Raw genomic sequence first — 25,664 nt, forward strand, 5'->3', positions numbered from 1 at the left:
GTGCGGGTGCGGGGTGCGGTGCATGGATGCGGTGCGTGTGCGCGAGCATACGCGCGCTCACCACCAGCCAGCGCGAGACTGAACCTCGACCTCAGGTCGAAGGTCGAGGGTGGGCTCAGCCCGTGGCCTCGGGCAATCCGGACACCACCGGCGTGCCGGGGATCCGCACGTCGATCGTCATCGCCAGCGCCCCCTGCGGATCGATGGTCTCCTGCCGCAGCAGCGCGGTGACGACGCTCCACTTCGTCTCGTTGTCGGTCGGCTCGCCCCACAGCAGGGTGACCTGCCCCAGGTCCATCTCGACCGAGCCGTCCCGCCCCACCGCGGGGGCACCGAGATCACCCTCCAGCGTGTCGGGGTCCGGCCGCAGCCGCCACAGCTCGGCCAGACCGGTCACCGTCGCGGCGTCCAGCTCGGTCGGGTCCGAGCGCAGCCTGATCAGCGGCAGCTTGTTGCTGGGGTCGTCCACCTGCTCGTAGACCACCCCGGTGTCGTCGGCGAGCCACGTCGACCCGCCCCCGCGGAGCGCGACCGCCGGGTCCCGCTCGGTGACCACCAGCGTCACCGAGGACGGCCAGTCACGCTCCACCTCGACCGACTCGACCCGCGGGTCCTCCAGCACCCGCTCGCTCACCCGGCCCTCCGACACCCGCGCCAGGGGGCGGCCTTGCGGGATCTGGGCATGTTCGAGGGCGCTCGCCGCCACCTCCTCACGGGCACCTGTGGCCTGCAGGTCCTTGACGACGAAGGCGGCGGAGAAATAGAAGAGGAAGACCATGGCGGCGGCCGCGGCGAGCACGACGGCGCTCCAGACGAGCAGGGCCCGCCTCCCGATCCGCGGCGGACGGGCGGGGCGACGACCGCGCGCCGAGCCCTGCCCCCGACGCCCGCGCCACGGCAGTCCCACCCTCACGTCCGGGCCTCTTGTCCCGAGCCGTCGCCCAGCAGGTCCAGCAGCTGACGTCCCACCCGAGTCACGTCACCCGCCCCCACCGTGACGACCAGCGTCTCCCGCCCGTCGGCGAGCAAGGCGGCGAGCGCGGCCGCCGCGGTGTCGACAGAACCGACGGTCTCCACCCGCGGGGCGCCGGGTCCGAGCGCGAGCAGTCCCTGCCGCAGCAGCTCGGAGCCGACACCGGGGAAGTCCGCCTGGCGCTCCCGGGCGGGGTAGACCGGGAGCAGCAGCACGACGTCGGCGCCGGCGAGGCCCGCCACGAAGCCGTCGACGAAGTCGCGGGTGCGGGAGAACAGGTGCGGCTGGAAGGCCACGACGAGGCGACGCTCCCCCGCCGCGCTGCGACCGGCGCGCACCACGGCGCCGACCTTGGGCGCGTTGTGCGCGTAGTCGTCGACGACCTCGACGTCGCCGTGGGCGCCCAGCCGCTCGAAGCGACGGTGCGCCCCGGCGAAGCTCTCCAGCCCGGCGACCGCGGGCTCGAGCGCGAGGCCGAAGCCGGCGATCGCGACGAGCAGCGCCGCGGTGGCGTTGTGCACGCTGTGCTCACCGGGCACCGGCAGCCGCAGCCGCACGGTGGCCCCCGGCTCGACCGCGCCGACGCCGGAGCGGAAGGTGAGGCGACCGGTCGAGGTCGTCCCGTGGGTGCTCACCTCGTCCACCTGCACGTCCGCGCCGCCCGCCCCCCAGGTGAGGACGCGGGTGCCTGCCTCGCGCGCGTCGCGCGACAGCCGGGCGGCGCCGGGGTCGTCGAGCGAGGTGATGAGCAGCCCGTCGTCGGGGAGGGTCGCCACGAAGTCGCGGTAGGCCGCCTCCACCGCGGCGGCGTCGCCGTAGAAGTCGAGGTGGTCGGGCTGGACGTTGGTGACCACCGCGACCTGGGGCCGGTAGGTGAGGAAGCTGCCGTCGCTCTCGTCCGCCTCCACGACGAGCGGGGCCCGGGGGCCACCGAGCGCTGCGCTGACGCCGCTGCTGGCCAGCGGCGCGCCGATGACATACCCGGGCTCCGCCCCGGCGGCCTGCAGCGCTGCCACCGTCATGGCGCTCGTCGTGGTCTTGCCGTTGGCCCCCGCGACCGCGACCGCCGGACGCCCGTGCAGCAGCGCGGCGATGCCCTGGGACCGGTGCAGCACCCGCAGCCCGGCCGCGCGGGCGGCCGCCAGCTCGGGGTTGTCCTCCCGGACCGCCCCGGAGACCACGACGGTGCTGGCGCCGCCGAGGTGGGCGGCGTCGTGCCCGACGTGGACCCGGGCACCGGCCTGCTCCAGGGCGCGCAGCGTGGCGCTGTCCTGCTGGTCCGACCCGGACACCGGGACCCCGTGGTCGAGGAACATCCGGGCCACCCCGGACACCCCGGATCCGCCCGCCGCGACGAAGTGCACGGGGCCGAGCTCGTCCACCGGCGGCACCGGGACGGTGAAGTCGAACCGGGGGGCGCTCATGCCGGGTGTCCCGCCGCGCGCAGGACCATGTCGACCAGCCGGTCGGCCGCGTCACGATCGCCGTGCTCGGCCGCGGCGGCCGCCATCCGCGCCACCCGCTCCCCGTCCTGGACGAGCGGCAGCACGACGTCGCGCACCCATGTCGGGGTGACGGCGGCGTCCTCGGTCAGCAGACCGCCGCCGGCCTCGACGACGCCGCGGGCGTTGAGCCGCTGCTCCCCGTTGCCGATCGGCAGCGGCACGTAGACCGCGGGCAGACCGACCGCGGCCAGCTCGCAGACCGTCCCGGCACCGGAGCGTCCGACCGCGAGGTCGGCGACGGCATACGCGAGGTCCATCCGGTCGGTGTAGGGCCGGGCGACGTAGCGGGCACCCGTGCGGTCGTCGGGGGCGGGCACGTCGACGTCCTTGCCCGCCCCGGTGAGGTGAAGCACCTGGACGCCCGCGGCGAGCAGGTCGGCACCGGCGGTCGCGAAGGCACCGTTGAGGCGCTGCGCCCCGAGCGACCCGCCGAAGACGAGCAGGGTGGGACGCCGGTCCTCGAGCCCGAACTCGGCGAGCCCCTCCGCCCGGGAGGCGGCGCGGTCCAGCGTGCGGATCTCCTCGCGCAGCGGCAGGCCCACCGGTGTGGCGTGCGGGAGCCGGGTCAGGTCGAAGGTCGTGGCGACGTGCGGGGTGAAGCGCGCGCCCAGGCGGTTGGCCAACCCGGGACGGGCGTTCTGCTCGTGGATGACGATGGGTATGCCGGCGCGCCGCGCGGCGAGGTAGGCCGGGGTGGCGACGTAGCCGCCGAAGCCGACGACGACCTGCGCCTCCACCGATCGCATGGCGTCCCGAGCGGCGGTGACCGCCCGGCGCAGCGCGCCCGGGAAGCGCGCGACCGTCGCGTCGGGGCGACGGGGGAAGGGCACCTTGGGCACGACGATGAGCGGGTAGCCGCGCTCGGGGACGAGCCGGGCCTCCAGCCCCTCGGCGGTGCCCAGCACGAGCAGCTCGCTGTCCGGGACCCGGCGCCGCAGCGCGTCAGCGGTGGCGAGCAGCGGGTTGACGTGGCCTGCCGACCCACCCCCGGCGAGCACGACACCGAGCCGGTCACCGTGCTGTCCTCCGTGGCTTCTTCCGGGCCCAGGTGCGGCGCCCTCCGGTCGGCCGGTCACCGCCGTCCGCCCGGTGACCGGCGGCCCCGGGTCGGCCGCGACGTCCGCCGCCGGCCGCCGGCGCCTGGCGCCGCCCGGCCCGGGACGGCGGCCAGGGTGCGCCGCAGCGTCCCCGTGCGCCCGCGCAGCGCCGCGTCGGCGCCCGGCAGCGACCGGGCGAGCGCAAGGAGCAGGCCGACACCGATGAGAGCGGCGATGAGGGACGACCCGCCGCTGGAGACCAGCGGCAGCGGCACGCCGATGATGGGCAGCATCCCGATCACCGACCCGATGTTGAGCACCGCCTGACCCATGAACCACACGAGCAGGCCGCCGGCAGCCAGCCGGGTGAAGCCGTCCTCGGCCTGGGTGACCACCCGGAAGCAGGAGTAGGCCAGCACGGCGAAGAGCCCCAGCACCGCCAGGCTGCCCGGCAGGCCGAGCTCCTCGCCGATGATCGCGAGGATGAAGTCGTTGTGCGGCTCGGGCAGCAGCCCCCACTTCTCCCGGGACTCCCCCAGCCCGAGCCCCCACCAACCACCGTCGGCGAGCGCATACTCGGCGTGGACCTTCTGGAAACACCCCTCGACCTGCGGGTTGTCGCAGATGCCGCCGATCCACGCCTCGATGCGCTGCATCCGGTTGGCGCTGCCGGCGGCGAGGACGGCCACGCCGATCCCGCCGACGGTGCCCAGCCCGACGAACCAGCGGGCGGGCAGCCCCGCCGCCCACAGCAGCCCGGCCATGATCGCCAGCAGGATCAGCCCGGTGCCGAGGTCGCGACCCTGCAGGACCAGGCCCAGCAGGAGCAGGCCGAAGGGGAAGATGAGCGGCACGGCCGCGTGGACCGGTTTGTGGATGACCCGACGCTTGGCCGCCAGCACCACCGCCCCGAAGACGATGAGCGCGACCTTGCCGAACTCCGCGGGCTGCAGCGAGAAGCCGGCGACCGACAGTGAGTTGCGGTTGCCCTGGAACTCGATGCCGAGGGGGGTGAAGACGGCCACCTGCAGGGCCAGCGCCAGGAAGATCCCAGGCCACGCCAGCCGCTTCCAGAGCGAGACCGGCAGCCGCGAACCGACCACCGCGAGGGCGATGCCCACGGCACCGAAGAGGAGCTGGTCGAGGAAGACGGTGTAGGAGCTGCCGTTGTCGCGGTAGGACCCGACGCTCGAGGCGGACAGCACCATGACCAGCCCGAGCCCGGTGAGCACCGAGGCCGAGACCAGCGCGAGGTAGTAGGGGGCCACCGGGGAGCGCAACCACTCCCCGACCGACTGCACGCTCCAGCCGGTCGTGCTCCCCGCGGTGCCGGTCGACCGGGCCGGCGCTCGCCGGTCCAGGATCGTGGTCACGGGGTGGCCTCCCCGAGCGCGCGGTGCACGGCGGCGGCGAAGACGTCGCCGCGGCTGCCGTAGCTGGGGAACATGTCCAGCGAGGCGGCGGCGGGCGAGAGCAGGACCACGTCGCCCGGGCGGGCGAGCGCGGCGCACCGCGCCACGACATCGTCCATCAACCGGTCCAGCGCAGCCATGTCCCCATGGTCGGTGACGCCCGCGTCGTGGACCGGGACATCCGGTGCGTGTCGTCGCAGGGCCTGCGCGATCTGCTCGCGGTCGGCGCCGAGCAGGACCACGCCCCGGAGCCGCGGCGCGACCTCCTGGACCAGCTCGTCGACCTCGGCGCCCTTGAGCTGGCCGCCGGCCACCCAGACGAGGTGCGGGTAGGCCAGCAGCGCCGCGTGCGCGGCGTGCGGGTTGGTGGCTTTGGAGTCGTCCACCCACGTCAGCCCGTCCCGCTCGGCGACGATGGTGGTGCGGTGCGCCTCCGAGCGGAACCGTCGCATGCCCTCTCGCACCGCGGCGGGCGTGATGCCCGCGGCGCGGGCCAGGGCCGCCGCCGCCAGGGCGTTGGCCACCAGGTGCGGAGGGGGTGCGGCGCTGCCGTCTCCACCGGAGGCCCGGGACAGGTCGGCCAGCGTGCCCAGCTCGGCGGCCGAGGTCGCCCGCTCCTCGACGAAGGCACGGTCGGCGAGGACGTCATCGACCAGACCGAGCATCGACAGCCCCGGCGTGCCGAGGGTGAAGCCGATGGCCCGGCAGCCCTCGATCACCTCGGCCCCCTCGACCATCGCCTCGGTGCGTGGGTCCTGGACGTTGTAGACGCAGGCGACCTGGGTGCGCTCGTAGATGCGGGCCTTGGCCGCGGCATACGCCTCCATCGACCCGTGCCAGTCGACGTGGTCCGGCGCGAGGTTGAGCACGCAGGAGGCCAGCGGGCTCATGCTGTGGGTGAAGTGCAGCTGGAAGCTGGACAGCTCCACGGTCACGACGTCGTAGGGGTCCGGGTGCTGCACCGCGTCCAGCACCGGGGTGCCGACGTTGCCCGTGGCGATGGCCCGCAGCCCGGCCGCCTGGAGCATCTCGGTGAGCAGCCGCACCGTCGAGGTCTTGCCGTTGGTGCCGGTGACGACGAGCCAGGGGGCGGCGCCGACCCGCGGGCGCAGCCGCCAGGCGAGCTCGATCTCGCTCCAGACCGGTATGCCGCGGGTCGCGGCCGCGGCGAGCACCGGGTGATCCGGACGCCAGCCGGGTGAGGTCACGACGACGTCGACGTCCAGCGGCTCGCTGCCCGGACCTCCCTCGCCCGTGCCACCCCCCTCCCCCGGGGCGGACGGCCACGCGACAGTGTGCTCCGGCCCGCGCCGCACGTCGGCGCCGAGGATCCCGAGGATCCCGGCCTGGGTCTCCTGCTGCTCGCTGCTGCTGCCGGCGTCGACGACGGTGACGGTCGCCCCGTGCTGGAGCAGCGCGTCGGCGGCCGCGAAGCCGGTGACTCCGAGCCCGGTCACGAGGACCCGCAGCCCGGCCCAGTCGGCGTCCCGGTGGGTGAGGTCGTCGAGGGAGGCGCTCACAGGTTGGCCACCCACTCGCCGTAGAACAGCCCGAGCCCGACGGCGACGCAGATCCCGGCGATGAGCCAGAACCGGATGACGATCGTCACCTCGGCCCAGCCCAGCAGCTCGAAGTGGTGCTGCAGCGGCGCCATACGGAAGACCCGTTTGCGGGTCAGCTTGAAGCTCGCGACCTGGATGATGACCGAGAGGGTGATCATGACGAAGAGCCCGCCGAGCACGGCGAGCAGCAGCTCGGTGCGGGTGGTGATCGCCAGCCCGGCCAGGCCGCCGCCGAGGGCCAGCGAGCCGGTGTCACCCATGAAGATCTTGGCCGGTGAGGCGTTCCACCACAGGAAGCCGAAGCAGGCGCCCGCCACCGAGCAGGCCACGACCGCGAGGTCGAGCGCATCGCGGACGCGTAGCAGTTGGGCCCGGGCGCGAGCTGGCAGTTCTGGTTGTACTGCCAGATGCCGATGACGGAGTAGGCGGCGAAGACCATGATCGAGGCCCCCGTGGCCAGCCCGTCGAGCCCGTCGGTGAGGTTGACGCCGTTGGATGCCCCCGCGATGAGCACGTTGGCCCAGGCGATGAAGAGGATGACCCCGAGGACCGGGCCGGCGAAGGCGAGGTCGAAGGAGGTGTCGCGGACGAAGGAGATCGCGGTCGAGGCCGGGGAGCGGGTGCTGTTACCCCGCAGCAGCAGCGCGGCCAGCGCGAAGACGATCGCGACGACCGTCTGCCCGGTGAGCTTCTCGACCGAGGTGAGGCCGAGGCTGCGCTGCTTGGAGATCTTGGTGTAGTCGTCGAGGAAGCCGATGAACCCCAGGCCGGTGATGAGGAAGAGCACGAGGATCGCGCTGAGGCTGAAGCGGGAGTGCGTGACCTCGAGGATCCCGGTGACGTCGAGCAGGATGAGCAGCAGGTGCGAGAGCAGGTAGCCGACGACCGTGGCCACGATGATGACCGCGCCGCCCATCGTGGGCGTGCCCCGCTTGGTGTGGTGCGAGGTCGGGCCGTCGTCGCGGATGAACTGGCCGTAGCCCCGGCGCACGAGGAAGCGGATGAACAGCGGGGTGCCGAAGAGCGCGCAGATCATCGCCACGGCACCCGCGAGCAGGACGTTGACCATCAGTCGGTCACGCCCGCCAGCTCGTCCCCCAGCACCCGCAACCCGGAGTCCCGGCTGCTCTTGAGCAGCACGACGTCGCCGGCCCGCAGCTCCTCCTCCAGCAGGGCGCGCGCCTCGTGACGGTCGGCGACCGAGCTCGCCCGGGCACCACCACCCTGCTGGTATGCCGTCGCGGCCGGCAGCGCCACCTCGCCCACCGTCAGGAGGTGGTCGACGCCCAGCCGGGCGGCGAGGGCGCCGACACCGGCGTGCTCGGCGTCGCTGTCGGCGCCCAGCTCGAGCATCCCCCCGACCACGGCCAGCGTCCGGCCCTCCGCCCGGCGCATCGCGGCCAGGCTCTGCAGCGCCGCACGCATGGACTCGGGGTTGGCGTTGTAGGCGTCGTTGACGACGGTCACGCCGTCCTCGCGCTCGGTGACCTCCATCCGCCAGCGCGACCGGGGCGTCGCGGCCGCCAGCGAGGCGGCGATCTGCTCCCACGGCATACCCCACTCGTGGGCGACCGCGGCGACGGCGAGCGCGTTGCCGACGTGGTGGACCCCCACGAGCTGCAGCGCCACGCGGAGCCCCGGCTCGGGGGCACCGAGCCCCGGGGCGGTGAGCGTGAAGGTGGCCCGGCCCCGCTCGTCGGTGACGACCTCGGTCGCGCGCAGGTCGGCCCGCTCCCCGAGCCCGACGAGCACGACCCGGGCACCGACGTCGCGGGCCCGACCCCCCATCGTCTCGACCATCGCCTCGTCGTCGCCGTTGAGGACCGCGAGCCCGTCCGGCACCAGCCCCTGCACCAGCTCGGACTTGGCCTCCATGATGGCCGCCCGGGAGCCGAACTCCCCGAGGTGGGCGGACCCCACGTTGAGCACGACGGCGACCTGCGGGGGCGCGATCGCGGTGAGGTGGGCGATGTGACCGGCGCCGGAGGCGCCCATCTCGGCGACGAGGTAGGCCGTGTCCTCGGTGAGCCGGCAGACCGTCAGCGGCACGCCGACCTCGGAGTTGTAGGACGCCTCGGGGGCCAGCGTGGGGCCCAGCGCCGGCAGCACCTGCGCCAGGAGGTCCTTGGTCGAGGTCTTGCCCGAGGAGCCGGTGATGCCGACGACCCGCAGCCCGCCCGCGGCGGCGCACCGGTCGACCACCTCGCGTCCCAGCGCCGCGAAGGCGCGGGTGACGGCGTCGTAGGGCGGCCGGTCCGGGCGGGCGGAGAGCCGGTCGGGATCCTCCGGCACCACCACGCAGGGGAGGCCCTCGACGACGCGGTTGGTGAGGGCGGCGAGCGCGCCCCGCCGGGCGGCGGCGTCGACGAAGTCGTGCCCGTCCGCGACCTCGCCGCGGCGCGCGACGTAGAGGGCTCCGGGGCCAGCCTCGCGGGAGTCGGTGACGACCGGTCCGGTGACGCGCAGGTCCTCGGTCCCGGGAGAGCCCGGGTGGACCTGACCACCGGTCACGCGGGCGACCTCACCGAGGGTCAGGGGGATCACCCATCGGTCCTTTCGTCCTTGATGGCGATGTCCCCCAGTGTGTCACCCGAGCCGTCCCCCACCTTCTCGTCGGGGTCGAACTCGATGTCGATCTGCGTCGGCGGTGTGGTGGCGGGCGCGATGCCCTCCTGCTGCAGCGTGTAGCGCATGAGGTCGGCGAAGACCGGCCCGGCGATGACGCCGCCGAACTCGCTGATCCGGGTGGGGCCCTGGATGACCACGGCGACGGCGTACTTCGGGTCGTCGGCGGGGGCGAAGCCCATGAAGGAGGAGGTCACCCCGCCGGAGTAGCGCCCGGTCTCCGGGTCCACCCGGCTCGCCGTGCTGGTCTTGCCCGCGACGTGGTAGCCGGGGACCGCGGCGAGCGGTGCGGTGCCCTCGGTGGAGGGCACCGACTGCATGATGTCGGTGAGGGTCTGGGCGGTCTCCGCGGAGACGACGCGGCGGCCCTCCTGCTGCTCGTCCTCGGTGTAGCGCCCCTCCTCGTCCACCGTGCCGGCCACGATGCTCGGGGGCACCATGACCCCGTCGTTGGCGACCGCCTGGAAGACGCCGAGCTGCTGCAGCATGGTGCCGGACAGGCCCTGGCCGAACATGAAGGTGTAGCGGGTCGTCGCGCTCCAGGTCGAGGGCTCGGGGACGATCCCTGGCGACTCCCCGGGCAGGCCCAGGCCGCTGGGGTCGCCGATGCCGAAGCGGCGCATCCAGTCGTAGAGCTGCTGGTCGGAGAGCTTCTCGCCGTAGAGGATCGTGCCCATGTTGGAGGACTTGGCCAACACGCCGCCGAAGGTGAGGTACTCCACGGGGTGCGGCTCCGCGTCCTTGAAGCGGGTCCCGGCCCGGCTCATCGTGACCGGGACCTCGATCGGGGTCTCCACGTCGACGATGCCCTCCTCCAGGGCCGCCGCGGCGGTGATGAGCTTGGACGTGGACCCCGGCTCGTAGACGTCCTCGATCGCCGCGTTGCGCATCTCGTCGGCGTCCTGCGTGCTGTCCGAGGGGTCGAAGCTGGGATAGCTGGTGAGCGCGCGCAGCTCGCCGGTCTCGATGTCCATCACCGCGGCGTAGCCCGAGATCGCCCCGGCCTCCTTCACCCGGGTGCGCACCGCGTCGTAGGCGCGCCACTGCAGGTCGCCGTCGAGGGTGAGCCGCAGGTCCTGGCCGGGCTCGGCCGGGTCCTCCTCGTAGACGCCGGTGCTGATCATCTCACCGTCCCGGCCGACCTCGTAGAGGGCCTCGCCGGGCTCACCCGTCAGCGCCTCGTCGTTGACCAGCTCCAGGCCACCGGCGGGCATGTCGCCGGACCCGACCCAGCCGAGCAGCGGCGCGGTGGACTCCCCCAGGGGGTACTCCCGGCGCATGAACTCCTCGGAGGAGACCCCGCGGATCCCCGCGGCCTTGATCTCCTGCCACTGCTGGGGCGAGGCGTCCGGGACGAGGATGGCGTACTGCTCCCCCAGCGGCTCGGTCAGCCGGCGCAGCACGTCGGCCTCGTCGACCCCGGTGATGTCGGCGACCACCTCGGCGGCCGCGGCATACCCCTCGCCGACCACCTCGGTGCTGCCGTCCGGGCCCTTCTCGGTGCGTTCGTAGTCCTCCACCAGGGTGGGGTCGGCGACGATGCGCCGCCGCTCCACGCTGACCGCGAGGTCCTCGCCGTCCACGTCGGTGATGCTGCCGCGCGCCGCCGGGATGGCCCGGCTCTGCAGCCGCTCCCCCAGGGCCGCCGCGGAGACGCTCGCGGCGTCGAGACCTTGCAGCCGCACCAGCTGGGCGGCGAAGAGGCTGAGGACGATGAGCACGCCCAGCATGAGCGCGCGGGCGCGCCGGGCCGGGTGGGCGACGCCGGCCGCGACCGCGCGGGGAGTCGTCCGTCGACGACCGTTGCGTGGTGCTGCCACGGTGCCTACCCCTTGTCAGTCGTCCTTCGCCGGTGCCGTGCCCGTCGAGGGCAGATCAACGGTAAGCGTGCGCGAGCCGTCCACCTTGGACGCCACGCCGGTGAGGGAACCGTCGGACAGCCGCAGCGTCGCCGTGGACGTGGACGGCACCATCTTGAGCTTGGTGGCGGCCCGGGCGAGGTGCTCCGAGGACTCCTTGCCGGCGAGCTCGTCGGCGAGCGTGACCTTCTCGTCGTGCAGGGCGGTGGCCTCCACCTCGAGGGTGCTCAGGACGTAGGACCCCTCGGCCCGGACCGTGTTGAGCAGCAGCACCGCGGTGAAGGTGAGCGCCACGAGCAGGGCGCACAGCAGCCGGAAGCCGTGGTTGGCCGAGGTCGGGGCGGCGTCGACGGCGCGGGCACGGCCCCGCGCCCCCAGGGCGGCGGTGCGGCCGAGCCGGGCGGAGATGGTCATCTGGCTCATCGGTGCTCCTCACGGGTGGGCAGGTGCGGTTGGTCGGGGGTGGTCCGGGTGCGCTCGGCGGCCCGGAGCCGGACCGAGGCGGAGCGCGGGTTGGTCTCGCGCTCGGCAGGACCGGCCTGCTCGGCACCTCGCGTGAGCAGGCGCAGCCAGGGCCGGTGCTCGGGCAGCTCGACCGGCAGCTCCGGCGGGGCCGAGCTGCTCGCGCCGTCGGCCAGCCCACGCTTGGTGATGCGGTCCTCCAGCGAGTGGTAGGACAGGACGGCGATGCGGCCACCCACCCGCAGCGCGCGCAGGGCGGCGGCCAGGCCGTCCCGCCACGTGGACAGCTCGGCGTTGACCTCGATCCGCAGCGCCTGGAAGGTGCGTTTGGCGGGATGCCCGCCGCTGCGCTGCGAGGCCGCCGGGACGACGTCGTGCAGCAGCTCGACCAGCGGTGCCGAGGTCGTGAACGGCTCGCTCTCCCGGCGGCGCACGATGGCGCGGGCGATCGGGCGGGCGAAGCGCTCCTCGCCGTAGTCGCGCAGGATGCGCTCCAGCTCGCGCACCTCCGTGTCGTTGAGCACGTCGGCGGCAGTGCGTCCGGTGCTCTGGTCCATCCGCATGTCGAGCGGGCTGTCCGCGCGGTAGGCGAAGCCCCGGTCCAGCTCGTCCAGCTGCAGCGAGGAGACCCCGAGGTCGAAGAGGACCGCGTCGGCCCCCACCAGGTCGAGCTCGGCGAGCACCTGCGGGAGGTCGTCGCTCACCGCGTGCACCGGGCGGAAGCGCTCACCGAAGGGGGCGAGGCGCTCGGTCGCCAGGGCCAGGGCCTGCGGGTCGCGGTCGATGCCCACGGCGCTCGCGTCCGGGCACGCGCGCAGGACGGCCTCCGTGTGGCCACCCATCCCCAGCGTCCCGTCCACGTAGACCGAGCCCGGGCGCTGCAGCGCGGGGGCCAGCAGCTCGACGCACCGGCCCAGCATCACCGGGGTGTGCCGGTCCTGGGTGGGGCGCTGCGCGGCGGCGGCCATGTCTCGTGGTCCCTGGTCGGCGGGCGCCCGCCACCCGGATCCTGGTCCCCCACCGTCCACCGGCGTCCGGCCCGGGGGAAGTCGGGTCGGCTGCCGAGGTGCGTCCCGGCTCCGGGGAAGAGGAGTCGGGGGCACGGCGTGTGCGGACGGGGGGAGGCCGGGGCCCGGGTGGGCCGGCGCTCACATGAGCCCAGGGACCACCTCCTCGGAGAGGTCGGCGAAGGACTGCTCGTGCGCGTCGGTGTAGGACTCCCACGCCTGGGTGTCCCAGATCTCCAGCCGGTTGCCGGCGCCGATCACCGTGCAGTCGCCGGTGATGCCGGCATACGTGCGCAGCAGTGCGGGCACGGTGACCCGGCCCTGCTTGTCCGGGATCTCGTCCGAGGCGCCGGAGAGGAAGAAGCGCTGGTAGTCCCGGACCGTCTTCGAGGAGGTCGGGCTGCTCTGCCACTGCTCGACGAGGCCGTCGAAGTCGGCCTGGGTGAAGACGTAGAGGCAGCGCTCCTGGCCACGGGTGATGACGACCCCGCCGGCCAGCCGCTCGCGGAACTTGGCGGGGAGGATCATCCGGCCCTTGTCGTCGAGGCGGGGCGTGTAGGTGCCGAGGAACAGCACGTGCACCACCCCTTTCACGCGATCCGGTGCGGACGACTCCCAGTGCGCGCCACTCTACTCCACTTTCCCCCACTCTGGCGAGCGTTCGGGCGTGAGTATGCCAGGTCCCGAGCCATCGACACAGGTCAGAGGGGGTGGTGCGAGGTGGAGGGAGATCTCGCTCCGAGGCGGCGCGGCGCCACCGCGATCGCAGGTCCTGACGGCCACCCTCCGCATCGCCGCAGGTCACACGCTGGCGACGCGTCCTGCGGGCCGCAGCAGGCGGCTCTCCCGGCCCGGGGTGGGGCGATGTGGAGGACCAGGGTCCGCGGGCGGCCCGGAGGCCTGCCGTGCGGCCTGCGCGGCGGGAGTTTGGCAGGATCGGGTCATGTCTGCGATCTCTCCCGCGCCCGACACCGTCGACCTGGACGCCGTGAAGGCCGTCGCCGGCTCCGTGCACCGCGCTGTCGCCACCGTGATCGAGGGCAAGGACGAGGCGGTCTCCACCGCGGTGACCGTGCTGCTGGCCGAGGGGCACCTGCTGGTCGAGGACGTGCCCGGGGTCGGCAAGACGATGCTGGCCAAGGCGCTCGCCCGGGCCATCGACTGCCGGGTGAGCAGGGTGCAGTTCACCCCGGACCTGCTGCCGAGCGACATCACCGGGGTCAGCGTGTTCAACCAGGACACGCGTGCCTTCGAGTTCCGCCGCGGCGCGATCTTCGCCAACGTCGTCGTCGGGGACGAGATCAACCGGGCGTCGCCGAAGACGCAGTCGGCGCTGCTGGAGTCGATGGAGGAGCGGCAGGTCACCGTGGACGGGCAGACCTACGCCCTGCCCCGCCCCTTCCTCGTCATGGCCACGCAGAACCCCATCGAGATGGAAGGCACCTACCCGCTGCCCGAGGCCCAGCGGGACCGCTTCATGGCCCGGATCTCCATGGGCTACCCCGCCGCCGCCTCGGAGATGGCGATGCTCGAGACGCACGGTGCCGTGAGCCCGCTGGAGGGGCTGAGCGCCGTGACGACGGCGGCCGACGTGCAGCAGCAGATCGAGAACATCCGGGGTCTGCACATCTCCGCCGCGCTGCGGCAGTACGTCGTCGAGCTCATGGCTGCCTCCCGCGCGCACCGGCTGCTGCGGCTGGGGGCCTCCCCGCGCGCCGGGCTGCAGCTGCTGCGGGCCGCGCGGGCGCACGCCGCCCTGGCCGGGCGCGACCACGTGCTGCCCGAGGACGTCCAGACCGTCGCCGTCCCCGTCCTCGCCCACCGCGTCCTGCCCACGGGTGAGGCGTCGCTGGCCCATCGCGGCACGGAGGACATCGTGCGCGACCTGGTCGAGCGCACGGCCGTGCCGTCCGGACGCTGACCGAGAGGTGCCAGGGGCATGACGACGTCCGGCTCCCCGTGGGGGCTGCTCACCGCGCGCGGCAAGGTCTTCGCCGTGCTCGGGGTGCTCCTCGTCGTGGCCGGGACCTTCCTGGGCTACGAGGACGTCACCCGGGTCGGGCTGGCGCTGCTGCTGCTGCCCGTCCTCGTGCTGCTGCTCATGCCGCGACGTCCCCCGCGGCTCACGGTGTCCCGCGAGGTCACCCCCCAGCGGCTGACGCCCGAGGAGCGCGGCAAGGTCGAGGTCCGGTTCCGCAACGTCGGTGCCCGTTCCGCGGTCTACCTCGCCGAGGAGCACCTCGACTACCAGCTCGGCGACCGGCCGCGCTACATCCTGCCCCGGATGAGCACCGGGGAGGAGCGGCGGCTGCGCTACACCGTCCGGTCCCGGCATCGCGGCGCGTATGCGCTCGGGCCCATCGTGCTGCGGCAGCGCGACCCCTTCGGCCTGACCTTCCGCACCCTGCACCTGTCCTCACGCACCGAGCTGCTGGTGCTCCCCCGCGTGGTGTCCCTCGGTGACGACCGGCTCCGGGGCAGCTCGCGCGGCAGCGAGGGTGAGATGCCGCAGATGATCGCGCTGCAGGGGGAGGACGACGTCAGCATCCGCTCCTACCGCGACGGGGACGAGCTGCGCCGGGTGCACTGGCCGGCGACGGCACACCGTGGCGAGCTCATGGTCCGTCAGGAGGACCGTCCCGCCCGACGCCGGGCCGTGCTGCTCCTGGACTCCCGGGCCGACGCGCATCCCGGGACCGGGATGCGCGCCTCCTACGAGTGGGCGGTCAGCGCGATCGCCTCGGTCGCCCGGCACCTGGTCGCCGACGGCTTCGTCGTGCACCTGCTCGCCGACGAGACCCTGCGCGACGGGAGCGCCGAGCACCAGGTCGAGCTCGGCCCGCTCATGGACACCCTCGCCCGGGTGCAGCCCGAGGAGGACGCCCGGCTCGACCGCGTCACGGCCGCCGCCTCCTCCTTCACCTCCGGCGGGGTGCTCCTGATCGCGGCGGTCGTCGCCCACGACGATGCCGCACTCCGCTCGTTGGCCTCCGTCCGGCAGCCGGGCTCACGCGCCCTCGCCTTCGTGCTCGACCCCGCCCGGTTCGGGGCGGATCAGGGCGGCTCGAGCGCCACCGACAGACCGACCGGCGTGCTGGCGGACGCCGGGTGGCGCACCGTGACGGTCGGGTCCCATACCGAGCTCGCGCAGGCGTGGGTCTCGCTGCGCCAGGCTGCCCTGGGCAGGTCGGCATGAGGCTCGACGACCGGGCGTGGTGGGAGCGCGGCCTGTGGGCCGAGGGCTTCGTCGCGGCCCTCGCCACGCTGGCGGTCGCGTGGCCGCTCACCGCCCTGTTGCGCGAGGAGACGTGGGTGGTGCCCGCGGTCGCGATGGTGGTCCTGGTGGCCCTCACCGGCGCGGTCCTGCGCACCCTCGACGCACCGCCGACCGTGGTGGCCCTGGGGCAGCTCCTGCTCGGGCTGGCCGGCCTGGTGGTGCTGTACCTGCGGGACACGCTGTGGCGCGGGGTCGTCCCGACGGGAGCCACGCTGGACCGGGTCGCCACGTTGCTGCAGCAGGCCGGTGCCGTCCTGCAGACGTATGCCGCGCCCGCGCCGACGACGCAGGGCGTCGCCTTCCTCGTCGTGGCGGTGCTCACCCTGACCGCGGTCTCGGTGGACTCGATGGGGGTGACGGGGCGGGCGCCGGCGAGCGCGGGCATACCGCTGGTGGCGGGTTTCCTGGTGTCGGTCTCCAACACCGGGCAGGCGATGGAGCCGTGGTACTTCGCCGCCGTCCTCGTGATGTGGCTGCTCATGCTCGCCCAGCAGGGGCAGCGCCTCACCCTGGCCTGGCCCACGGCGAACCGCCGGGAGTCACGCGGCGGCGACGACGTCGCCGCCGGCCCCCGCACCTACCGCGGCCTCGCGCAGGTCGTGGGTGCGCTGACCCTGGTGGCTGCGGTGCTCGGCGCCGCCTTCCTGCCGCACCTGCCGCCCACCTTCTTCGGCGACGGGCTGGCCCGCAACCCCGACGCCCGCGACGCCGACGGCGACACCGGTGAGGTGTCCTTCACCGAGACCATGGACCCGGCGCAGGACCTGCGCAACCAGTCCCGCGCCCCGGTCGTGACCTACCGCACCAACGCCGTCTCCGTCCAGCCACTGCGGGTCACGGCCACCGAGCGATTCGAGGACGGCCGCTGGGTCGCGCCGGAGCGGCTGAGCTCCGGCCTGCTGCCGCAGGGCGCACCACTGCCGGCCCCGCCGGGGCTCGGCGACGGCGTCCCCCTGACCGAGTCCGAGTTCAGCGTGCTCGCCAACGAGCTGGAGCCCCCGCACCTCGCGGCGCCGAGTCCGTTGGCCTCGCTGGAGCTGCAGGGCGGCGCCTACCGCTACGACCCCCGGGACAGCACCGTCGTCGTGCAGGGTCGGGTGGGCCGCTACGACGCGACCTACCTCAGCCTGGAGTCCGGCGGCGAGCTGCCGCAGGGGGTCGGTGAGACCCCCGCGGACCCGGAGCAGTTCGACGGCGACCTGCTCGACCTGGACGAGGACTCCGCCGAGGCGGTCGGCGCCCTCGCGGACGAGGTCGTGGGCGAGGAGGACAACGCCCTGCGGGCGGGGGTGCTGATCCAGAACCACCTGCGCACCGACGGCGACTACGAGTACTCCCTGGAGCTCGCAGCGGCTGCCGAGGTCGGCGCCGACGACCCCATCGGCGCCTTCCTGGAGACCCGGCAGGGCTACTGCGTCCAGTTCGCGAGCGCGATGGTCATGATGGCCCGCTACGAGGGCATCCCGGCCCGGATGGCCGTGGGCTTCCTGCCCGGGACCACGCAGGACGACGGCACCCGGCAGGTCATCGCCTCCGACGCGCACACCTGGCCCGAGCTGTGGATCGAGGGTCTCGGGTGGACCCGGTTCGAGCCCACGCCCGGCATACGAGCGGGCACCCCGCCCGCCTACGCGCGCTCCACCGACGAGCCCGACACGGCGCCGAGCACCGCCACCGTGCCGCAGGAGATCACGCCGACCCCCGAGCCGACCGCCGCGCCGGCGCCCGCCGACCCGACCGTCCTGGACCGGCTCGGCGACCTGCTGCCCACCGTGCTGCGCGCGGTGGTGGCCCTGGTCGGCCTGGGCCTGCTCCTGCTGGTGCTGCCTCTCGCCGGACGCCGACACCGGGAGGCTGCGCTGCGGGCCGCGAGCACGCCGGCCGAACGGGTCGAGGGACAGTGGCAGCTGCTGACCCGCTCCCTCACCGACCTGGGGGTGGACCCTCCTCCCGGTCGGAGCCCGCGCGAGCTGCGCCGCCACTACCTGCGGGGCACGGCGATGGAGGAGGACGGCCAGCAGGCGCTCGGCCGCGCCACGGCGACGCTGGAGCGCACCCGGTATGCCGCGCCGGACCTCGTGACCGACGACGAGGCCGAGCGGATGGGCGAGGAGGTCCGGACCGTGGTCGACGGGGTCCGGCACACCTCGGCGTGGAACCAGCGGGCCGGTGCCGCCCTGGCGCCGGGCAGCGGTGTCGAGGGGCTGCGCGAAGGCGTGCGTCGGCTGCTGCGTCGCTGACGGCGGGAGCACCGGACCCTCCTCGGGTGGCGCTCGTGGGTGCGGGCAGGACAGAGTGGGGCCATGACCGCACCGCTGACCGTGATCCTCTTCGGCGCGACCGGTGACCTGGCGCGCCGCAAGCTCATCCCCGGGCTGCTGCACCTCTTCCTCTCCGGGCTGGTCGACGACCTGCGCGTCGTCGGCACCTCGCTGGACGAGATGTCGGTCGACGAGTTCCGTGACGTGGCGACGGGGGCGGTCCGGGAGTTCAGCGTCCGGGACAGCGACGAGGCGGCGCTGCGCGACTTCGCCCAGCGCCTCGACTACGTGCCCGGCTCCGGCGGTCCGCAGGCGCTGCGGGAGGCGGTCGACCGCTCCGAGGAGGAGCTCGGCGGGGACGAGCTGCTGCGCCTTCACTACCTGTCGGTGCCACCCAGGGCGGCCCTGGAGGCGGTGGGCACCATCGGCGAGGCGGGTCTGGTCGAGCGCAGCCGGATCGTCATGGAGAAGCCGTTCGGCACCGACCATGCCTCGGCGGTCGAGCTGAACGGCCGGCTGCACCAGGTCTTCGACGAGGAGCAGATCTTCCGGATCGACCACTTCCTCGGCAAGGAGCCGGCTCAGAACATCCTGGCCTTCCGCTTCGCCAACGGTCTCTTCGAGCCGATCTGGCACCGCAACCACATCGACCACATCCAGATCGACGTGCCCGAGACCCTGGGCCTGTCGCAACGGGGCGACTTCTACGAGCAGACCGGGGCATACCGCGACATGGTGGTGACCCACCTGTTCCAGATCCTCGCCTTCACCGCGATGGAGCCGCCCACGTCGCTGGAGCCGGCCGCCATCAGCCGGGAGAAGAACAAGGTCTTCCGGTCCATGCTGCCGCTGGAGCCCACCGACGTGGTGCGCGGGCAGTACGTCGGCTACCGCGACGAGAAGGGGGTCGCCGAGGACAGCCAGACCGAGACCTTCGTCGCCTTGAAGTGCTTCGTGGACAACTGGCGGTGGGCGGGGGTGCCGTTCTACCTGCGGACCGGCAAGCAGCTGGCCGAGGGCGCCCGCATCATCTCGATCGCCTTCCGGGAGCCGCCGCAGTCGATGTTCCCGCCAGGGTCGGGGGTGGGCGACCACGGGCCGGACCACCTGACCTTCGACCTGGCCGACCGCGCCCGGATGTCGCTGAGCTTCTACGGCAAGCGGCCCGGTCCGGGGATGAAGCTGGACAAGCTGTCGATGCAGTTCTCGATGCAGGACACCGACTGGGCCGGATCGGTGCTGGAGGCCTACGAGCGGCTCATCTACGACGCCGCCCGCGGCGACCGCACGCTTTTCGTCACCGCGTCCGGCATCGAGCGCCTGTGGGAGATCTCGCAGCCGCTGCTCGACAACCCGCCGGTGGTGCGGCCCTACCAGCAGGGCTCCTGGGGACCGAACCAGATCCACCAACTCATCACGCCGTTCACCTGGCGGCTGCCCTTCGAGCGGCAGTGGCGGGAGACGGGCAACAAGGGCTGACCCCGACCGGACCGACCGTCCGTCCGGGACACGCGGTCGGTCCCGGTCGGCTCAGTCCAGGTAGTCGCGCAGGACCTGCGAGCGCGACGGGTGCCGCAGCTTGGACATCGTCTTGGACTCGATCTGCCGGATCCGCTCGCGGGTGACGCCGTAGACCTTGCCGATCTCGTCCAGCGTCTTGGGCTGGCCGTCGGAGAGACCGAAGCGCATCGAGACCACACCGGCCTCGCGCTCGGACAGGGTGTCGAGCACCGAGTGCAGCTGCTCCTGCAGGAGCGTGAACGACACCGCGTCCGCCGGCACCACGGCCTCGGAGTCCTCGATGAGGTCGCCGAACTCGCTGTCGCCGTCCTCGCCCAGCGGGGTGTGCAGCGAGATGGGCTCGCGGCCGTACTTCTGGACCTCGACGACCTTCTCCGGGGTCATGTCCAGCTCGGCGGCGAGCTCCTCCGGGGTGGGCTCGCGCCCGAGGTCCTGCAGCATCTGCCGCTGCACGCGAGCCAGCTTGTTGATGACCTCGACCATGTGCACCGGGATGCGGATGGTGCGGGCCTGGTCGGCCATGGCTCGGGTGATGGCCTGCCGGATCCACCACGTGGCGTAGGTGGAGAACTTGTAGCCCTTGGTGTAGTCGAACTTCTCGACCGCGCGGATGAGGCCGAGGTTGCCCTCCTGGATGAGGTCCAGGAAGAGCATGCCGCGGCCGGTATACCGCTTCGCCAGCGAGACGACCAGCCGCAGGTTGGCCTCGAGCAGGTGGTTCTTGGCGTTCTTGCCGTCGTTGGAGATCCACCACAGCTCACGCTTGAGCTTGGCCTCGACCTTCTCGCCCGAGTTGAGCTTCTCCTCGGCGAACAGGCCGGCCTCGATCCGCTTGGCGAGCTCGACCTCCTGCTCGGCGTTGAGGAGGGCGACCTTGCCGATCTGCTTGAGGTAGTCCTTGACCGGGTCCGCGGTCGCGCCGGCCGTCACGACCTGCTGGGCCGGGGCGTCGTCGTCGTCGGCCGTGGACAGGGTGAAGCTGTCCTCGTCGCCCTTCGTGGCCGGCGTCTTGGTCTTCGCCGCCTCGGGGGTCTCGGTCTCGGCCGCGTCGTCGGCGTCCTCGGCGTCCTCGACCTCGGCCGGGTCGGTGGCGTCGGTCCCGACGATCTCCTCGACGACGTCCTTCTTCTTCCGCCGCCCGGTGCCGCCGGTCTTGGTCGGGGTCGCGGACGCGGAGCCCTCCTGGGTCTTCGACGCAGTCTTGGCCGCGGCCCGGGTGCTGCCCGAGCTCTTCGTCGACGCCGGCGTGCTCTTCTTCGCGGCGCTCGCGCCCGAGGACGCGCTCTTGCTGGTGGTGCTCTTGCTCGTGCTGGACGTCGTCGACGCCGCGGCCTTCTTCGACGGGGTCGCGGCCTTCGTCGAGGTCGAGCCCTGCGCGGCGGCCGACGTCTTCTTCATCGTCCCGGAGCCCGTGGACGTCCCCTTGGTGGCAGCCGCCTTCTTCTTCGTCGTGGAGCTGCGCCGCCGCGCCGGGGCCGGCTCGGCCGCGCGCACCTCGATCGCCTGGTCGCTGAAGACGCGCAGCACCTTCTTCTGGGTCGCGGCAGCGGTGACCTCCGCCGCCTCCAGGGCGGTCTTGATCTGGTCGGCCTCGACGTAGCCCTGCTCGGTCCCGGAGGCCAGCAGGGCACGCAGGGCCTCGTGCTCGAAGGCGGGCGGGAGCTCAGGGGTGCTGGTGCGGGACGTCCTGGCTGTCACGGGCTGAACCAACTCTTTCTGACGACGCAGGTATGCCGCAGCCGGGGCAGCAGGGCGCCCCGACGCGGAACAGGAAGTGGTGAGCGGTGCCGGGTGCGGCACGCGACTCACACCATTATAAAACCCTGCGGGGCGATGACACATTCCCGCCGCCCGCAGCAGCCCTGCCGACGGGGTGACCGGCGGTGCAGGCCGCGGCCAGGACGCGCCTCAGTCGCCTTCGCCGGCCTTGACCGCCAGGACCGGGCACTGCGCCTCCAGCAGGATCCGCTGGGCGTTGGAGCCGAGGATGAGCTTGCCGATCGGGGTCCGGCGACGCAGCCCGATGACGATGAGGTCGGCGTCCGACTCCGCGGCCACCTCGATGAGGTCCTCGGCCGGCTCGTTGCCCCGCGCGAGCGCCCGGACCTCGTGCTCGATCCCCGCGCCGTCCAGGTCGCTGGCCACGGACTCCAGCTCCTCCTCGAACCGCCGCGCCTCCCCCGCGTCGAAGTCCCTGCCGCCGCGGTGGGAGTTGACCACGACGAGCTTGACCTTGCGCAGCAGCGCCTCGGTGCGCGCCGCGACCAGGGCCGCGCGGCCCTCGCGCGTGGGGATGTAGCCAACGATGATCGACATGGACGTGGACCTCCTGACGGTGACTGCCTTCGCCGAGAGGCTACAACCTCACGCGGCCGGTCGGCCTCCCGAGCGTCGGTCCGGACGAGCCCCGCGCCCGCCCCGCGCGGTGGCCGCAGGCCGGCCTCCAGCATCCGGCGCAGGAGCCGGGCGAGGGTATACCGGGGGTCCCGCTCGAGCGCGGTGTCGACGGCCTCGTTGGCGAGGGTGCCGTCGCCGCGCACCCAGGAGACCATCGCCACCATCGTCAGGACCGCGCTGTCGAAGGGGTGCGGCACCTCCCCCGCCAGGGCCAGCAGCCGCCCGACCGGCTCCCGCCATCCCTCGCCGGGGAAGGCGGCCAGCCCCGCGCACAGGTCTCTCGCGCCGTCCTGCCCGAGGCCGTCGTCCCAGCCGAGCTCGGGCAGCCAGCGGGCCAGGACGGCGTCGCGCGCCTCCCGGTCGGCGAGCGTCCAGGCGATGCCGGCGCGCTGGCCCGCCGTCGGCGGGACACCGTCGGTCAGCCAGGCCGTCAGCGCCCGCAGCATCGCGCCGGGGTCGTGTCGGGTCGGGTCGAGGTCGAGGATCCCGAGGGCCAGGGCGGTGGCCCGCGCCGCCGGCTCGTCCCGGCGACGCACCAGCTCGGCGAGGGCCGCCCGGCTGGGCAGGGCGACGCGGCCCTGCAGCACGAGATCGGCGGCGACCGGAACGTCCGCGGTCGGCGGGGTCGGTCTCCAGCCTCGCTCCGGCGGCGGCACGTGCTCGCCGTCGCGCCGGACGCCATAGGTCTCCCGCCCCTCATCACGCACCAGCAGCAGGTCGTGCACGTGAGCACCGGTGGTGTCTGCCAGGCGATCGGCCGCGGCCTCCAGGGCGAGCACGTGCTCCTCGTCGACGTGGCCCGGCTCCCGCTCCGGGAGGTCGTAGCCCACGACGGTGAGCAGGACCGGCCCCGGTGACCCGTCGTCCGCCTGCAGCAGCGCCGTCCGGATGCTGTCGAGGTGGTCGCTCATCGCCTCGAGCGGCGGGAGGTCCAGCCGACCGGTGAAGATCATCTGCCCCACGGACCGGCCGTGCGGTCCGCCGAGACGGACCGCCACCACGACCACGCTGTGGTCGATCTGGTAGCCGATGAGCTGCGGCAGGACGGCGATCAGCTGCTCGGCGCCGCGCAGCCGGGCCGAGGTCGTCGTGGCTCGCGACGGGTGATCGTCCTCGTCGTGGTCGCGGCGGCCGCGCTGGTCAGGGGCGCCGTCGTCGTCGTGGGCGTCGTGGTCCTGGGCGTCGTCGTGGTCGTGGGCGTCGTGGTCAGCGGCAGCGTCGTGCCGACGCGAGCGCCCCCCGGGCTCGTGTGTCGTCATACCCCCAGCGTGCCGCGAGCGGGCCCGCCGTGGCGGGCCCGCTCGCGATCTGTGGATAACTCAGCCCGGCTGCTCGCCCGCCACCTCCGGCCGCGGCGCGAACTCCGCGCGCGCATGGTCGGCGATCCGCTTCATGAGGTAGCCGTCGAGACCGGCCCCGATGACGCCGCCCGCGACCGGGACGAAGCGGATGAGCCGCCCCAGGGCCTTGCCGCCGACGGTGGTGAGCAGCCGGAAGCCGACCGCCTTGTTGACCATCATGGACGCGGCCTTGGGCAGCCTCGACATCGCCAGCGTCGCGAGCCGCCCGGACCCGGTGAGGCCGGCGGCCGTCGAGATGCCCGCCTTGCGCATGAGGTCGTCCGCGTCCGCGCCGACGAGCGAGAGGAGCACGGCGGCGCGCGCCTCCTTGCTCTTCACGTCGTAGCCGCGGTGCTCGGCGATGGCCGCCACCATCCGGGTCGCGAGGGTGTAGAACTCCAGCACGTTGACCGGGATCGCCACCGGCATCGTGAAGATGCCGCCGACGCCGGTCACGAAACCGCCGACGGCGGCCTTCTTGATGTGGTCGGAGACGATCTCGTCCACGACCTTCTCGTCGTCCTGGCCCTTCTCCCGGCGCGCCTTGACCAGCACCTGGCTGGAGGACTGCAGCGGCCCCACCCCGTCCACGCCGAAGTCGAGCAGCTTGCCGACGAAGGCGTTGGCCAGGTTGTCGAGCGGCCCGTCCTCGGGCGCCTCGGGGTTGTCGGTCGCGACCTCGGACTCACGTCGAGCCACGTCATGTCTCCTCACGTCTGGGGGGCCTGTCTGCGCCTCATCCTGACACGGGGTGCGTTAGGTTGCGCGGTATGACGTCTCCGCAGCGGCCGCCGGGGGCGCGGGTCCTCTGGCCGCTGGCGGCGCTGCTCACCGTGGCGGGCCTGGTCCTGCTCGTGCTGGGGGTCCTCGGCTCGCGCGACCGCGCGAGCGCGGACATGGTGGGGGTGGTCGCCGGGGACCGGGTCAGCGTGGGTGCGGACGGCCTGTCCGTCTGGTCGCGCAGCGCCGGCACGCGGGCCGGCACGGTCTGCACCTTGGACGCCGAGACCCTGGAGCGGCCGGCGGAGGACTTCACCATCCAGGTGGGGGGCGAGCAGTTCCACGAGGTCGCGCGCACCCCGGCCGGCCATCCGACCGGCGACCTGCCGCTCGTCTGCGACACCGAGGACACCGTCTACGCCGGACCGTTCGGGCCGGCCACCGCCCCGACGGGCCTGCGCGGGGGCACCGGGCTCACCCTCGGCCTCCTCCTGCTGCCGCTGGGTCTGGCCTGCGCCGCGCTGGCGGTGCTCGCCCGGCGCCGGAGCGAGCCGGAGAAGGGCCGGGACCCTGGGGCATACACCCTGGACCCGCGCACCGCTCCGCCGCCGCGGGATCCCTACGGACCGCCGCCGTCCGGCCCACCGCAGGGCGGGCCCACGGGGCCTCGCTACGACCTGCCGCCGCCGCCCTGATCCGCGGGCGGGGCGTCGTCGTCGGACTCGTCCGTCTCGTCGGCGGCCTCCGGGTCGCGCAGGAAGGCCTCGAGCTGGGCACCGATCTCGTCGGCGCTGGGCAGGTTGGCCACCTCGGCCGCGAGCAGGCTCTTGCGCCGCTGGCCCTCGATGAAGTGGTCGTAGCGCTGCTCCAGCCCCTCGACGACCTCGCGCGCCTCGTCGTTGCTGGCCAGCTCCTCCTCGATGCGGCCCCGGGTCAGCCCGGCCATGGCCACGAGCTCCTTGGTGGGCAGCACCAGACCGGTGAGGTCCATGAGGGTGTCCGCCGCCGCGACGACGGCGTCGCCGAACTGCGTCTCGGCGAGGTAGTGCGGCACGTGGACCGCGACCCCCATGGTGAGCAGGCCGGACTCGGCCAGCCGCAGGTGCAGCAGCGAGTCCGCGCTGGAGGGGATGCGGACCTGTCCGAAGATGGGGGTGTAGTCCCCGAGCACCGAGTTGTCGCTGGCGAAGCGGGTGGTGCCGACCGGCCGCGTGTGCGGCACCGCCATCGGGATGCCGTGGGCGCTGACCATCCGTCGCACCCCGAAGGCCATCCCGAGCTGGCGCACCGCCTCGACGAAGCCCTCCCACCGGTAGTCCGGCTCCACCCCGTGCAGGAGCAGGAACGGCTCGCCCGCGGCATCCACCATCCGGTAGAGGATGAGCGAGGGGTCGTCGTAGTCGGTGTAGTGGTCGGAGTCGAAGGTCATCAACGGGCGCCGCGACCGGTAGTCGACCATCTCGTCGACGTCGAAGGTCGCGACGACCTCGTGCTCGAGGGTGTCCAGCAGGTGCTCGGCCAGGGTCGAGCGCACCTGGCCGGCGTCGAGGAAGCCGTCCAGCGAGACCAGCAGCAGCGGGGCGGGCTGCGGCTGGCGGGCGGCGTCAGCCTCCAGCCGGAACAGCGGCGAGTGCGTCGTCACGGTGTCTCCTCTCGGGGTCTGCCCAGCACAACGTCGGTCCGGCACCCAGGATTCCATGTCCGCG

19 protein-coding genes and 2 pseudogenes are annotated in these 25,664 nt (G+C 73.5%); 5 read left to right on the forward strand and 16 right to left on the reverse strand.

Going from position 1 to position 25,664, the window contains the following annotated elements:
* Positions 1-115 precede the first annotated feature (115 nt).
* The 11 genes and pseudogenes from BJF86_RS12945 to mraZ form a co-directional block, all read right to left on the reverse strand.
* Entirely contained in the window at positions 116-913 is a 798-nt protein-coding gene (locus BJF86_RS12945; protein WP_237768213.1) for a cell division protein FtsQ/DivIB, read from the reverse strand.
* Complete coding sequence (gene murC, locus BJF86_RS12950; protein WP_075819516.1) at positions 910-2,397, reverse strand: UDP-N-acetylmuramate--L-alanine ligase; 1,488 nt, start codon at positions 2,395-2,397, stop codon at positions 910-912. The genes BJF86_RS12945 and murC overlap by 4 nt, the downstream gene beginning before the upstream one ends.
* Positions 2,394-3,476 carry an undecaprenyldiphospho-muramoylpentapeptide beta-N-acetylglucosaminyltransferase gene (murG, locus tag BJF86_RS12955; RefSeq protein WP_075819518.1) on the reverse strand — a complete coding sequence of 361 codons (1,083 nt, stop codon included), beginning with the start codon at positions 3,474-3,476 and terminating at the stop codon, positions 2,394-2,396. The genes murC and murG overlap by 4 nt, the downstream gene beginning before the upstream one ends.
* A 74-nt stretch (positions 3,477-3,550) precedes the next feature.
* On the reverse strand, positions 3,551-4,888 hold the full coding sequence (locus tag BJF86_RS12960) for a putative peptidoglycan glycosyltransferase FtsW (protein WP_075819520.1): 1,338 nt from the start codon (positions 4,886-4,888) through the stop codon (positions 3,551-3,553).
* Positions 4,885-6,447, reverse strand: a complete 1,563-nt coding sequence (murD, locus tag BJF86_RS12965; protein ID WP_075819522.1) for a UDP-N-acetylmuramoyl-L-alanine--D-glutamate ligase — start codon at positions 6,445-6,447, stop codon at positions 4,885-4,887. The genes BJF86_RS12960 and murD overlap by 4 nt, the downstream gene beginning before the upstream one ends.
* Positions 6,444-7,558: pseudogene (gene mraY / locus BJF86_RS12970) on the reverse strand (phospho-N-acetylmuramoyl-pentapeptide-transferase). The gene murD and the pseudogene mraY overlap by 4 nt, the downstream one beginning before the upstream one ends.
* Positions 7,558-9,033 carry a UDP-N-acetylmuramoyl-tripeptide--D-alanyl-D-alanine ligase gene (locus BJF86_RS12975; RefSeq protein WP_075815432.1) on the reverse strand — a complete coding sequence of 492 codons (1,476 nt, stop codon included), beginning with the start codon at positions 9,031-9,033 and terminating at the stop codon, positions 7,558-7,560. Before BJF86_RS12975 ends, mraY begins: the two are co-directional and overlap by 1 nt.
* A complete protein-coding gene (locus BJF86_RS12980) occupies positions 9,030-10,934 on the reverse strand; it encodes a peptidoglycan D,D-transpeptidase FtsI family protein (protein ID WP_075819524.1) in 1,905 nt (634 codons plus the stop codon). Before BJF86_RS12980 ends, BJF86_RS12975 begins: the two co-directional genes overlap by 4 nt.
* Before the next feature lie 15 nt (positions 10,935-10,949).
* Positions 10,950-11,396: a hypothetical protein gene (locus BJF86_RS12985; RefSeq protein WP_075815428.1), complete on the reverse strand. Its 447-nt coding sequence runs from the start codon at positions 11,394-11,396 to the stop codon at positions 10,950-10,952.
* Positions 11,393-12,403, reverse strand: coding sequence for a 16S rRNA (cytosine(1402)-N(4))-methyltransferase RsmH (rsmH, locus tag BJF86_RS12990; RefSeq protein WP_075819526.1), 1,011 nt, complete (start codon positions 12,401-12,403; stop codon positions 11,393-11,395). The genes BJF86_RS12985 and rsmH overlap by 4 nt, the downstream gene beginning before the upstream one ends.
* A 180-nt stretch (positions 12,404-12,583) precedes the next feature.
* Positions 12,584-13,015, reverse strand: coding sequence for a division/cell wall cluster transcriptional repressor MraZ (mraZ, locus tag BJF86_RS12995; RefSeq protein WP_028130992.1), 432 nt, complete (start codon positions 13,013-13,015; stop codon positions 12,584-12,586).
* A gap of 370 nt (positions 13,016-13,385) precedes the next feature.
* Here mraZ and BJF86_RS13000 point away from each other — a divergent pair, with 370 nt between their 5' ends.
* The 4 genes from BJF86_RS13000 to zwf all read left to right on the forward strand — a co-directional run bounded on the left by BJF86_RS13000 (position 13,386) and on the right by zwf (position 19,459).
* Positions 13,386-14,363 carry an AAA family ATPase gene (locus BJF86_RS13000; RefSeq protein WP_075815424.1) on the forward strand — a complete coding sequence of 326 codons (978 nt, stop codon included), beginning with the start codon at positions 13,386-13,388 and terminating at the stop codon, positions 14,361-14,363.
* Positions 14,364-14,381: 18 nt separating this feature from the next.
* Positions 14,382-15,638 (forward strand): DUF58 domain-containing protein, encoded by a 1,257-nt coding sequence (locus BJF86_RS13005; protein ID WP_075819528.1) that lies wholly within the window; start codon positions 14,382-14,384, stop codon positions 15,636-15,638.
* Complete coding sequence (locus BJF86_RS13010; protein ID WP_075819531.1) at positions 15,635-17,959, forward strand: transglutaminaseTgpA domain-containing protein; 2,325 nt, start codon at positions 15,635-15,637, stop codon at positions 17,957-17,959. Before BJF86_RS13005 ends, BJF86_RS13010 begins: the two co-directional genes overlap by 4 nt.
* A gap of 63 nt (positions 17,960-18,022) precedes the next feature.
* Positions 18,023-19,459, forward strand: a complete 1,437-nt coding sequence (zwf, locus tag BJF86_RS13015; RefSeq protein ID WP_075819532.1) for a glucose-6-phosphate dehydrogenase — start codon at positions 18,023-18,025, stop codon at positions 19,457-19,459.
* A 51-nt stretch (positions 19,460-19,510) separates the two neighbouring features.
* Here zwf and BJF86_RS13020 read toward each other — a convergent pair whose 3' ends face one another.
* The 4 genes and pseudogenes from BJF86_RS13020 to BJF86_RS13035 form a co-directional block, all read right to left on the reverse strand.
* Positions 19,511-21,199, reverse strand: a complete 1,689-nt coding sequence (locus BJF86_RS13020) for an RNA polymerase sigma factor (protein WP_075819534.1) — start codon at positions 21,197-21,199, stop codon at positions 19,511-19,513.
* A gap of 210 nt (positions 21,200-21,409) precedes the next feature.
* The gene (locus BJF86_RS13025) at positions 21,410-21,817 is read right to left on the reverse strand and encodes a universal stress protein (RefSeq protein WP_022924849.1); all 408 of its coding nucleotides are present in this window, start codon (positions 21,815-21,817) and stop codon (positions 21,410-21,412) included.
* A gap of 170 nt (positions 21,818-21,987) precedes the next feature.
* Positions 21,988-23,157: pseudogene (locus tag BJF86_RS19860) on the reverse strand (DUF4192 domain-containing protein); the annotation flags it as partial.
* Positions 23,158-23,217: 60 nt separating this feature from the next.
* Complete coding sequence (locus BJF86_RS13035) at positions 23,218-23,937, reverse strand: EcsC family protein (protein WP_083653078.1); 720 nt, start codon at positions 23,935-23,937, stop codon at positions 23,218-23,220.
* A gap of 71 nt (positions 23,938-24,008) precedes the next feature.
* On the opposite strand from BJF86_RS13035, the gene BJF86_RS13040 reads away from it, so the two are divergent.
* Positions 24,009-24,653 (forward strand): hypothetical protein, encoded by a 645-nt coding sequence (locus tag BJF86_RS13040; protein ID WP_075819537.1) that lies wholly within the window; start codon positions 24,009-24,011, stop codon positions 24,651-24,653.
* On the opposite strand, the gene BJF86_RS13045 is transcribed toward BJF86_RS13040, so the two are convergent.
* A complete protein-coding gene (locus tag BJF86_RS13045; protein WP_075819539.1) occupies positions 24,629-25,600 on the reverse strand; it encodes a PAC2 family protein in 972 nt (323 codons plus the stop codon). The genes BJF86_RS13040 and BJF86_RS13045 overlap by 25 nt on opposite strands.
* Between the last annotated feature and the right edge of the window lie 64 nt (positions 25,601-25,664).

Source organism: Serinicoccus sp. CNJ-927, from assembly GCF_001942435.1.
Taxonomy (GTDB): Bacteria; Actinomycetota; Actinomycetes; order Actinomycetales; family Dermatophilaceae; genus Ornithinicoccus; species Ornithinicoccus marinus.

Excerpts from the sequence above, each read along its gene's own strand:
- murC (WP_075819516.1), bottom strand. The coding sequence starts at position 2,397 with ATGAGCGCCCCCCGGTTCGACTTCACCGTCCCGGTGCCGCCGGTGGAC.
- BJF86_RS12985 (WP_075815428.1), bottom strand. The coding sequence starts at position 11,396 with ATGAGCCAGATGACCATCTCCGCCCGGCTCGGCCGCACCGCCGCCCTG.
- rsmH (WP_075819526.1), bottom strand. The coding sequence starts at position 12,403 with ATGGCCGCCGCCGCGCAGCGCCCCACCCAGGACCGGCACACCCCGGTG.
- BJF86_RS13000 (WP_075815424.1), top strand. The coding sequence starts at position 13,386 with ATGTCTGCGATCTCTCCCGCGCCCGACACCGTCGACCTGGACGCCGTG.
- BJF86_RS13005 (WP_075819528.1), top strand. The coding sequence starts at position 14,382 with ATGACGACGTCCGGCTCCCCGTGGGGGCTGCTCACCGCGCGCGGCAAG.
- BJF86_RS13010 (WP_075819531.1), top strand. The coding sequence starts at position 15,635 with ATGAGGCTCGACGACCGGGCGTGGTGGGAGCGCGGCCTGTGGGCCGAG.
- zwf (WP_075819532.1), top strand. The coding sequence starts at position 18,023 with ATGACCGCACCGCTGACCGTGATCCTCTTCGGCGCGACCGGTGACCTG.
- BJF86_RS13025 (WP_022924849.1), bottom strand. The coding sequence starts at position 21,817 with ATGTCGATCATCGTTGGCTACATCCCCACGCGCGAGGGCCGCGCGGCC.
- BJF86_RS13040 (WP_075819537.1), top strand. The coding sequence starts at position 24,009 with ATGACGTCTCCGCAGCGGCCGCCGGGGGCGCGGGTCCTCTGGCCGCTG.